This window comes from Mycolicibacterium llatzerense, assembly GCF_000878195.1.
Taxonomy (GTDB): Bacteria; Actinomycetota; Actinomycetes; order Mycobacteriales; family Mycobacteriaceae; genus Mycobacterium; species Mycobacterium llatzerense.
Genome location: NZ_JXST01000013.1, coordinates 129,717 through 139,398, shown reverse-complemented (window position 1 = coordinate 139,398; position 9,682 = coordinate 129,717). Strand labels below are relative to the sequence as shown.

General features: G+C 66.9%; 10 protein-coding genes. 6 read left to right on the top strand and 4 right to left on the bottom strand.

The window, feature by feature from the left end; all coding sequences use genetic code 11:
* Together TL10_RS11515 and TL10_RS11510 are read left to right on the top strand one after the other, a co-directional pair.
* Window positions 1-801, top strand: an 801-nt coding sequence (locus tag TL10_RS11515) for a CoA transferase (RefSeq protein ID WP_043985750.1), incomplete at its 5' end; no start/stop codon positions are given.
* Complete coding sequence (locus tag TL10_RS11510) at window positions 795-2,099, top strand: amidohydrolase family protein (RefSeq protein WP_043985749.1); 1,305 nt, start codon at window positions 795-797, stop codon at window positions 2,097-2,099. The genes TL10_RS11515 and TL10_RS11510, both read left to right, overlap by 7 nt.
* Window positions 2,100-2,117: 18 nt before the next feature.
* Here TL10_RS11510 and TL10_RS11505 read toward each other — a convergent pair whose 3' ends face one another.
* Window positions 2,118-3,116 (bottom strand): NAD(P)H-dependent flavin oxidoreductase, encoded by a 999-nt coding sequence (locus TL10_RS11505; RefSeq protein ID WP_043985747.1) that lies wholly within the window; start codon window positions 3,114-3,116, stop codon window positions 2,118-2,120.
* Between the two features lie 296 nt (window positions 3,117-3,412).
* On the opposite strand from TL10_RS11505, the gene TL10_RS11500 reads away from it, so the two are divergent.
* Window positions 3,413-3,970, top strand: a complete 558-nt coding sequence (locus TL10_RS11500; protein WP_043985746.1) for a PadR family transcriptional regulator — start codon at window positions 3,413-3,415, stop codon at window positions 3,968-3,970.
* Window positions 3,971-3,984: 14 nt separating this feature from the next.
* Here TL10_RS11500 and TL10_RS11495 read toward each other — a convergent pair whose 3' ends face one another.
* The gene (locus tag TL10_RS11495; RefSeq protein ID WP_043985745.1) at window positions 3,985-4,863 is read right to left on the bottom strand and encodes an alpha/beta fold hydrolase; all 879 of its coding nucleotides are present in this window, start codon (window positions 4,861-4,863) and stop codon (window positions 3,985-3,987) included.
* Between the two features lie 273 nt (window positions 4,864-5,136).
* Window positions 5,137-6,501 carry a cytochrome P450 gene (locus TL10_RS11490; protein ID WP_192830215.1) on the bottom strand — a complete coding sequence of 455 codons (1,365 nt, stop codon included), beginning with the start codon at window positions 6,499-6,501 and terminating at the stop codon, window positions 5,137-5,139.
* 82 nt (window positions 6,502-6,583) lie between these two features.
* Here TL10_RS11490 and TL10_RS11485 point away from each other — a divergent pair, with 82 nt between their 5' ends.
* From TL10_RS11485 to TL10_RS11475, 3 genes are read left to right on the top strand one after another with little or no spacing between them, the layout of a single operon-like run.
* The gene (locus TL10_RS11485; protein WP_043985743.1) at window positions 6,584-6,880 is read left to right on the top strand and encodes a hypothetical protein; all 297 of its coding nucleotides are present in this window, start codon (window positions 6,584-6,586) and stop codon (window positions 6,878-6,880) included.
* 60 nt (window positions 6,881-6,940) lie between these two features.
* Window positions 6,941-7,168, top strand: coding sequence for an NfeD C-terminal domain-containing protein (locus TL10_RS11480; RefSeq protein ID WP_234711435.1), 228 nt, complete (start codon window positions 6,941-6,943; stop codon window positions 7,166-7,168).
* Between the two features lie 39 nt (window positions 7,169-7,207).
* Window positions 7,208-8,362, top strand: a complete 1,155-nt coding sequence (locus TL10_RS11475; protein WP_082067926.1) for an SPFH domain-containing protein — start codon at window positions 7,208-7,210, stop codon at window positions 8,360-8,362.
* A gap of 26 nt (window positions 8,363-8,388) precedes the next feature.
* Here the strand turns inward: TL10_RS11475 and TL10_RS11470 are convergent, their stop codons facing one another.
* Window positions 8,389-9,585 (bottom strand): acyl-CoA dehydrogenase family protein, encoded by a 1,197-nt coding sequence (locus TL10_RS11470; RefSeq protein ID WP_052506391.1) that lies wholly within the window; start codon window positions 9,583-9,585, stop codon window positions 8,389-8,391.
* Window positions 9,586-9,682 lie beyond the last annotated feature (97 nt).

Sequence of the window (9,682 nt, the reverse complement as noted above, 5' to 3'; positions counted from 1 at the left end):
CGACTGCTCGGGCTGCCCGTCGGCGTACTGGGGGAGACCGCTGCCGCCGCGCCGGTGGTGCGGCGGCACGGCAACCGAAATCCGTTTCGGGACTACGCCCGCCTACTGGTGGTCGATCTGTCCTCGATGTGGGCCGGACCGTTGTGTGGGCAGCTACTGGCGCGGGCGGGCGCGACGGTGGTCAAGGTGGAAAGCCCGTCTCGGCCCGACGGCACCCGGCAGGGCGAGCGACGATTCTTCGACTGGATGAATGCCGGAAAGCTCTGTTATGCGGTCGATTTCGACCAGCCAGACGACCTGCGGCAGTTGCTGGCGGTGGCCGACGTGGTGATCGAATCATCGCGTCCGAATGCCTTGGCGCATCGGGGTCTTGGGCCGACCGACGTCCCGGGTCGCGATGGTCGGGTGTGGCTGCGGGTCACCGGTCACGGTACTGACGGCGGTCGCGCCCACTGGGTGGGGTTCGGTGACGATGCGGCGGTATCCGGTGGTCTGGTCGGCCATGATCCAGCGGGTACTGGGCCGGTGTTCTGCGGTGACGCGATCGCTGACCCGTTGACGGGCATGCACGCCGCGCTGGCGGTGGCAGAGTCGCTGCAATGCGGAGGCGGCGAGATCATCGAGATCGCTCTCGCGTCGGTGGCAGCCGAGTACGCCGCGCTACCGTTCGCCAGCGGCGACAACGGCGGTCCGGCTGGGCAGCCGGCGGCGCCCGTGCTGTCGTCGCGCGCCGCAGAGCTGGGCGCCGACAACATGCAGGTGCAGGCGATCATTCGGGAAAGGACCACGGCGCAATGCTGATTCAACGAGCCGTGCTGCTCGACGGCCGGACGGTGGATATCCGACTGGGCCGGCGGCTCGAGGCCGTCGCCGACAGTCTCGAGCCAATGCACGGCGAGGACGTCTTCGACGCCGCCGGCGGGACCGTCGTCCCCGGGCTGCACGATCATCACGTCCACTTGCGTTCGGCGGCAGCGGCATTGACGTCGGTGCGCGTCGCCCCGGGGGAGGTGCGCAGCCGCGATGCGCTGCGTGCGGTCCTGGCGCAGGCTGCTGTCGGAGAAGACGGCTGGATCCGGGCTGTCGGCTACCACGAGGCGGTCGCCGGTCCACTGGATCGCACTGTGCTCGATGAGGTTTCACCGAATGTGCCGGTGCGGGTGCAGCACCGCAGCGGAGTGTTGTGGACCCTGAACTCCGCGGGGTTGACGGCCGTCGGCTTGCCTGGACACCCCGACGGCAGGCTGCGCAGCGCCGACCCCAGCTGGACACATTCGTTGCAACGCAGCGACGCCGGGCTCGGCGAGGTCAGTAGGCGTCTGTCGGCCTTCGGCGTCACCGGTGTCACCGACGCGACACCCAACCTGACCGTCGAGGACGTGATGGACTTCGCCGAGGCACGTCGGCACTGCGAACTGCGGCAACGCGTCGAAATCCTGGCCCCGGCCAAACGCATCCTGCACGACGACGATCTCAATCTCGACGCGCTGGCCGACTGGATCGCGGCTCGGCACCGCCAAGGCGGAATCGTTGCGCTGCACTGTGTTACGGCCATGCAGCTCGTCGTCGCGATCGCGGCGCTGCGGCAGGCGGGGGCGCGTGCCGGGGACCGGATCGAGCATGGCGCCGTCATCCCCGACGACTGTCTGAGTGACCTGCGCGACCTCGGCGTGCTGGTGGTAACTCAGCCGAACTTCGTGGCCGAGCGCGGCGACCAATACTTCACCGACGTGTCTGCGGACGAACACTGCCAGCTGTGGCGGGTGGCGTCGCTGTGCGGCGCGCAGATTCCCGTCGCGCTGTCCACCGATATGCCGTTCGGGGACGCCGATCCGTGGGCGGCGATGCGTGCGGCGGTACACCGCCGCACGCCCGCGGGCCGAGTGCTCGGTGCGGAGGAAAGCATCTACGCCGCAACCGCATTGGGCATGTTCCTGGGAGCGCCGCAAAAGCCGGACGTGCCTCGTGAGCTGGCGGTGGGGACGCCGGCGGACCTGTGCGTGTTGTCGGCCCCGCCGCGCGACGCCCTGGCGGCATTGGATGCCTCGCTGGTGGCCGCGACCGTCTACGACGGTGCGATGGTGTACGAAAAGCGTTGAGCGCCAGGCGGCGTAACGCTAGTGCGCCGGCTCGAGAACGTCGTCGGCGAGTACTCGGCCCAGCAGGTCCTGGCTGGCCTCCACGTACTGCGTCTTCAGTGTTTGCACGAGCTGTGCGACGGTGAGGCGTTCCTTGATGCTGCCCACGCCCTGACCGGCGCCCCAGATGTCCTTCCAAGCCTTCGCGTCCGTGTTCCCGCCGGAACCGAAATTCATTGCGGAGGCGTCGGATTCGGGCAGGTTGTCCGGGTCGAGACCCTGGGCCACGATGCTGCCGCGTAGATAGTTGCCGTGCACGCCGGTGAACAGGTTGCTGTAGACGATCTCTGAGGCGCTGGAGTCGACGATCATCTGCTTGTACTCGGGAACCGTATTGGCTTCGTCGGTGGACAGGAAAGCCGAACCGACATAGGCGAAGTCGGCGCCGGCGGCCAGCGCGGCAAGCACCGACCGGCCGTGCGCGATGGCGCCGGACAGCAGCAGTGGGCCATCGAACCACTCGCGGATCTCACGGACCAGGGCGAACGGGGACTGGGTCCCGGCATGGCCGCCGGCACCGGCCGCGACGGCGATGATGCCGTCGGCGCCCTTGTCGATGGCCTTGTGCGCGAACTCATTGTTGATGATGTCGTGCAGGACGATGCCGCCGTAGGAGTGCACGGCGTCGTTGATCTCGGGTCGTGCGCCGAGCGAGGTGATGACGATCGGGACCTTGTGCTCGACGATGACGTTCATGTCGTGCTCGAGGCGGTCGTTGGAGCGGTGCACGATCTGGTTGACGGCGAACGGCGCGACGATGGCGCCGGGATTGGCGAGCGCGTAGGCGGCGTTCGACTCTTCGATCTCGTCCAGCCAATCGCCGAGCAGGCTTGAGGGACGGGCGTTGAGCGCGGGAAACGACCCGATGACACCCGCCTGGCACTCCGCCTTCACCAGTTCGGGCCCCGAGCAAAGGAACAACGGCGATGCGACGACCGGCAAGGACAGGCGCTGTGCGAGGACGGGAGGCAGACCCATTGTGGTGATAGCCCTTCGAATCGGGAACCGTGGTTGGACTGGACTTTAATCTCGCTTCGGCGATTATGCAACTAGTGGCATAATCGCGGTTGGCTTGAAGCTTGCACGTCGCGGGCGGTGCTCGAATACGTTGGCAATTGGCCGGGTCTGGGGAGCGTTGCGCGACGGTCCCGGCTGCCGTCGTGGCTTTATGCAACAGATTGGATAATTGTGGTGGCAAGACTCTTGAGCATGCAGAACCGCACAAACCGCCTGCGTTCCGCCGCGGGAAACCCCACTGGACCTACGATCGCGCCATGTCGCTGCAATTCGCCATACTGACCGCGCTCACGGAGCGGGCATCGACCGGCATTGAACTCACCCGCCGGTTCGATCGGTCATTCGGCTACTTCTGGCCGGCGACCCACCAGCAGATCTATCGGGAGCTCGACCGGCTCAAGAACGCCGGACTGGCCGAGTCCTCGACTCCAGATCGCCCTGAGCGCGGCCAGCCCAAGCGGTTCAGTATCACGCCGGCCGGACACGTGGCACTGAGCGAATGGCTTTGTGGCATCGATGATCCCGCGCCGGAGCGGATGTCTATCGCTGTACGCGTGCGTGCCGCCGCGGCGCTGGGCGAAACCGGGGCCGTTCGTGCGGTGATCGCGCACCATCTCGATGTGCACGAAGCGACCTTGGTCAACTACCGCGAGATCGATGCGCGCGATTTCGCCGCCCCGGTCGCCGACGCCGATGTGCTACGCCACCTCGTGTTGAAGGCGGGGCTGCGTACCGAACAGGCCTGGGTTGACTGGTGCCGCGAGGCCCTGGACGTGCTGGACAGGCTCACTTCGTCGGGCAGTCGCGAGCCTTGAGAGCCGGCCGGCCATCAGGTCGGCGGTAGCAATCTCTGGAAGATGTCCCGGTAGTACAGGTGTGCCAGGAAGTGGCCGCTCGGTCCCATGTGCAGTGTTGCGCCTGGGATGCGGCGAGCCAGTTCTCCCGGCCACGACGGATCGATGAGTTGATCGTCGGTGCCGCCCCAGATATCCACCGGCACTTGAATATCCTCGGGCCGGAAGCCCCACGGGCGGACCATGACGAGGTACTCCTCGACGACGCCCTGGGGTTGCCGGAGTGCCTCTCGCGAGAGGTTCGCGAACGTTGCGAAACCCTCGGCCTTCAGCACCGCGGCGTCCGCGGGCCCGAGGTCGCGCGCGGCAAGCCGGCCGTAGAGATCGGGGGCACAGGTCGCGGCGAGCGTCATCGTGCGAAAGCCCAGCCGGGCCGCCCACGGTGTGCGTTGCGATAGCCGGATGTAGCTGCGGTCGATCGGTGGCAGACCGTCGAACGCGCCTGGTTCGGTCAGAGGGATGGCGCCGGCGATGATGGCTGCGCGAGTCACGCGCGGCGGCAGCGCGTAGCCGACTGCGGCCGCGTACTGGCCGCCGAGTGACCAGCCCATGACGGCGAAGCTGTCGATCTCGAGTTGGTCGAGCAGTTCGGTGACGTCGCGGGTCCAGTCGAGGATGGTGCGGTCCGGCCGCGGATCCGACCTGCCGACGCCGGGTCGGTCGGGGGAGATGAGCCGGACCCCACATGACTCGGCGACCGGCGCTGCGGCGGAGACATCGAGTCGGCAGGCCAGCCCACCGTGGTTGTTGAGTATCGGGAAACCGCCCGGATCGCCGTATTGCGCGTAGCTCAACTGGCGCCCGTCCCGCAGTCGGATTACGTGGCAGGCCTCGGCGGGACGGTGCTCGGGCATGGCCGGCCTCCGCGACTGATGAGCGAACTTGCTTACCGAGTCATCGTTGCACCGACAGTGAGGCAGCGCGGGCGGAATTGACGTTGTTGCTGATTTGTCGGGCCGGGACACTCTGTCGGCTACGCGGCCGGCTTCTGCCAGACCAGTAGATATCGCCAGAAGAGCAGGCGCCGCACGTGGCCAGTCGCGGGAGCGCCGCCTCGAGCAGCACGCGGTGGTAGTAGGCGTTGTGGTCCCAGTCGAGCACGCTCCGAGCCGTGGCCAACGCCGACGTCACACCCGCGCGGCGACTCGAACCGGGATGGGCCCCTTCGCGACCGTCGTGTACGGGGACTCGAGCGGGAAGTCGGCGTCCAGAGACTCGATGCGGTTCGACCGCACGATGGTGGCGAGCGCCAGCGTGGTCACCAGCATCGCGAAGTGCTCACCGATGCACGACCGCGGACCGGCGGCGAACGGGATGAACTGCCAGCGGTCGCGGTTCTTGGAGTTCTCCGGGCTGAACCGGTCGGGGTTGAACGCCAGCGGGCGGTCCCACAACGTCGGGTCCCGGTGCACGGCGCTGATCCCGATGGCCACGATGCTGCCGGCTTCCACGCGGTACCCGTCGACCACGATGTCCTGCGTCGCCGTCCGGCCGACACCCGCCGCCGGCGGGCACAGCCGCAGCGACTCGTTGAGCACCTGGGCGGTGTACGGGAGGCGGGAAACGTCGTCGGGTGTCAGCTCCCGATCGCCGACCGCGGCAACCTCGGCGGCAACCCGGTCCTGCATGTCAGGGTTGTGCCCGAGCTGCCACAAGGCATACGTCAACGTCGTCGCCGTCGTGTCGTGGCCGGCCAGCATGAAGATGAGCAGGTCGTTGCAGATGTCGTCGTCGGACAACTTCTGGCCGGTCTCGGGATCGGCGGCCGCGAGCAGCGCCTTGACCAGGGGTGCATCGCGGTCCGGATTCGCGCGGCAGTCCTGCAGGACGTCCATGGTCATCTGGCGCATCCGGGCCACCGCGGCACGAGCGCGACGGCGTCCCGGCGTCGGCAGCCACTTGGGTGCCTTGATTGGTCGTAGGGCGCGATCGGCCGTGTAGCGCGAGGCCACGTGCATGTTCTCAGCGATGGTGTTGCTGTGCTCGTTGATGTCGAGACCGAGAATCGAGTAGCCGAGCGACCGCATCGCGAGCCGCCGGCACTCGGTGTCCAGGTCGACGTCACGGGCGTCGCGCCAGCGATCAGCACTGGTCTGCGCCGCCTGGGTCATGTGCCCGCCGAAGCGGTCCACGTGCTGCTTGGTGAACACCGGCTGCAAGGCGCGTCGGCGCGGCGGCCAGGCGTTGTTGGGCAACACGAAGAGGTTGTCGCCGACCACGTTGCGCACTTCCTCATGGATCGTGGAGCGCTCGGCGAGGTTGTCGGTGCGGCCCAGCACATCGCGGATCCCGCTGGGGGAGGTGACCAGCACGACGGGCGGGGCGACGCGCTTCGGCGCGACGGCGATGCGGCTGACGGGTCCGCCGACTTCACTCAGCAGCACCAGTCCGGTGTGCAATTGCCGCGTGGTCACCAACTGCCGCAAGGGCAGCGGGTTCTTCGGCGCGAGCGGCAGGGCGCGCACCCCGGGGGCGTCGATTGTTGTGGCCATCACAAAGAATTATGCCGCGCCCGGCCGAAGTGGTCGAGTGATTCGTCAAGCGCGCGTCAATTTCACGGGCTATTAATCAATCATGAGCATCCACGTGAACCTGACTCCGCAGGAAAACTCGCTGATCGCCGAGAGCCACCCCGACGCGCTGGCCCGCTTGGACGCGAAGGCGCTGAAGGAACTGCAGAGCAGGCTCAGGCAAGCGCGCGAGAAGAACTTCAGCCTGCTGCGACGCCAGGGTGCGGCCCGCGTGGAGGCCGAAGGCGGCCGCGGCGCCGCTCAACCGGCCAACGAAAAGCGTGGTGAGAAGGTCGACGTGTTCGACGAGGCGCTGGCTCGGGTGGGCGAGCGCCTCGAAGAGGTGGGCGAGGCCGAGTAGCTCGCGGCCCCGACAGGCCCGAGGCGGCGGACACCAGGCTCCGGTTGGAGGAGCATGTAAGTGGTGGGTGACGTCTCGGTGATCGGCTGTGTCGGGCCGCTGATTGTGGCGACCCGCGGTGCCGCGGGCGCGGGAGAAGTTCTGCTGAACCTGCGGGGGGCGAAGGAGGCATATCTGGCCTGGTCGGCGGAGCCGCTGAGCCGGGGGACCCAGGTGTTGGTGATCGATACCCGAGGTCCGCGTGCAGTCGTGGTCGAAGCCTGGACCGGCGTCGTTTCTGACGGCTGATGTGCCGAGCAATAGGCACCAATACTCAAGGAGTTCAACATGTTTGGCTACAGAGTTCCCGCACCCGACCAGGCCATGCTGATCTCCGGTGGCCGCTCCGCCGGAGATGCGCCGTTCCGCGTCGTCACCGGTCACGGCGCGTTCATCATGCCGTTCTTCCGAAAGGTTCGGTTCCTCACGCTGGCAATGTGTGAGGCCGAAGTCGAAGAGAAATGTGTCACCCAGCAAGGGATCACCTTGAACGTTCGGGCGGTGATCGCATTCAAGGTCGGCAACGACAGTGAGAGCGTCGTCAGCGCCGGTCAACGATTCTTGTCCGATCAGAACCAGATGTCGGTGCTCACTGGGCGTATCTTCGCCGGCCACCTTCGCTCCATCATCGGGTCGATGACCGTTGAGCAGATCATCAAGGAGCGGCAGAAGCTCGCCACTGAAGTCCTCGATGGGTCCAAACAGGAGATGGTCAAGATCGGGCTGACTGTCGACGCCCTGCAGATCCAGTCGATCGATGACGGCGATCTGGGATACATCCTCGCGATGTCGGCCCCACATAACGCGGCCATCCAGCAGGAAGCTCAGATCGCCCAAGCGAGGGCCAACCAAGCTGCCGCCGAGGCCGAGCAGGAATCGCAGCGCAAACAGGCCGAGTTTGCCCGGCAGACGGCAATTGTCAAGGCGCAGTACAAGGCTGAGGTCGACAAAGCTCAAGCCGAAGCCGCCCAGGCCGGACCGCTTGCCGAAGCGCGCGCCCAGCGGGAAGTGCTGGAAATGCGGACCGAGTTGGCGCAGCGCGCCGCAGACCTCCGGCAGCAGGAGCTCATCTCGGAGGTGGTCAAGCCGGCCGAGGCGGAGGCGGAGCGGGTCCGGATCCTTGCGGTCGCCGACGCGGAGAAGATGAAGATTCAGGCTGAGGCCGCCGCGTCGCACAATCGGGTCGCCTTGGACCGGATGCTGATCGACCAACTGCCCGAGATCGTCAAGCAAGCCGCGCAAGGTCTTTCGGGAGCCAACCTGACCGTCCTCAACGGCGCCGACGGTCTGGGGGAGATCGCTACCGGCCTGGTGGGGCAGGGCCTGGCCATCTTCGATTCGCTGCGCGGTGGCCTCGGACAGGGCCAGTCCGAGGACGTGCCCGATCAGGTTGGCATCACTGCATCGCCCAACAGCCAGTCGTCGAAAGGCGTTTCAGACTGAGGGCCTGATCGAGGTACTCAACCGCACTATCCGGTGATGTCGCGGCCGATCAGGCGGCGCGCCACGATCCACTGCTGGAGTTCGTTGGCGCCCTCGAAGATCTCGAGGATCTTGGCGTCCCGGTACATCTCTTCGAGACGCACCGATTCGCCCGTTTCGCCGACCTGCCGAGCGAAACCCAGCGCACCGTGAATCTGGATGGCTTCGCGCACCAGGTCGTTCGCCAGCCGAGTGCCGTAGGCCTTCGCCATCGCGGCCTCGGGCTCGGCCGTGGCATCACCGGTGTCGAGCAGCATCGCGGCCTTTTGGTACAGGTTGCGCGCGCATTCGATTTCGGTTGCGCGCTGGGCCATCTGGAACTGCCAGTGCTGCATGGCGCCCAGTGGGCTGCCGAAGACATGGCGGGTCTGCAACCGGTGTACCGCGAGGTCGAGCGCGGCCTGCGCCACGCCGACGCCGGCCGCACCGATGCCGATCCGGCCGCGCACCAAGGCCGACAGCGCGACGGCCATGCCACGCCCGGGTTCGCCGAGCAGGTTTTCCCGCGGCACCCGTACGTTGTCGAGGACGATATCGGCGGTGATCTGCCCCCGATGGCCCATCTTCAGGTCGGGGCGGCCGATCCGGATTCCCGGGCTGTTCAGGTCGATGAGCAGCATGTGCGCGCGATTGCCGTCGCGCCCGGCACGCACCAGCATGGAGACCCAGCCGGCCACGATGCTGTTGGTGATCCAGCGTTTGCGGCCGGTGACGACGAACTCATCGCCGTCCTCTTCGGCGTAGGTGCCGAGCCGTTCGGCGGTCAGGTCCGAGCTGGTGTCCGGTTCGGTGGTGGCGAAGGCAAAGGCCTGCTTGCCGGTCACGAGGTCGGGGATCAGTGCGTCGCGCAACCGAGGGCTCGCATGACGCAGCGTCGCCGGGACCAGAATGCACTGACCGTCGTAGACGCCTGCCATCGAGGACGATTCGTAGGCGATCTCCTCGGCGACAGTGCACGTGCCCAGCATCGGATGCGCCAGCCCGGCGCCGTGCGCCGATTCGAAGGGCACGCCGAACAACCCGTCGGCGGCGAGCCCGCGGAATGCCACCCACGGAAAACTGTCGGCCGACTCCTCTCGGGAGCCGATGTCGCGGGCAACGGGTGCCAGGTGCTGAGCGACCGATGCACGCGCGCGGGTCCGGAGCTCGACGATCTCGGGCGGGAGAAAGACGTCATGCCACATGTGGTCCTGAGTACGGCGAACTGAGGCGGTCACGGGGGTAACTCCTTAGGAATCGAACGATCGTCCGAATTACTATAACCAAACGATCGTCCGATTC

Excerpts from the sequence above, each read along its gene's own strand:
- TL10_RS11500 (WP_043985746.1), top strand. The coding sequence starts at position 3,413 with ATGTCGCTGCAATTCGCCATACTGACCGCGCTCACGGAGCGGGCATCG.
- TL10_RS11505 (WP_043985747.1), bottom strand. The coding sequence starts at position 3,116 with ATGGGTCTGCCTCCCGTCCTCGCACAGCGCCTGTCCTTGCCGGTCGTC.
- TL10_RS11470 (WP_052506391.1), bottom strand. The coding sequence starts at position 9,585 with ATGTGGCATGACGTCTTTCTCCCGCCCGAGATCGTCGAGCTCCGGACC.
- TL10_RS11495 (WP_043985745.1), bottom strand. The coding sequence starts at position 4,863 with ATGCCCGAGCACCGTCCCGCCGAGGCCTGCCACGTAATCCGACTGCGG.
- TL10_RS11485 (WP_043985743.1), top strand. The coding sequence starts at position 6,584 with ATGAGCATCCACGTGAACCTGACTCCGCAGGAAAACTCGCTGATCGCC.
- TL10_RS11475 (WP_082067926.1), top strand. The coding sequence starts at position 7,208 with ATGTTTGGCTACAGAGTTCCCGCACCCGACCAGGCCATGCTGATCTCC.
- TL10_RS11510 (WP_043985749.1), top strand. The coding sequence starts at position 795 with ATGCTGATTCAACGAGCCGTGCTGCTCGACGGCCGGACGGTGGATATC.
- TL10_RS11490 (WP_192830215.1), bottom strand. The coding sequence starts at position 6,501 with ATGGCCACAACAATCGACGCCCCCGGGGTGCGCGCCCTGCCGCTCGCG.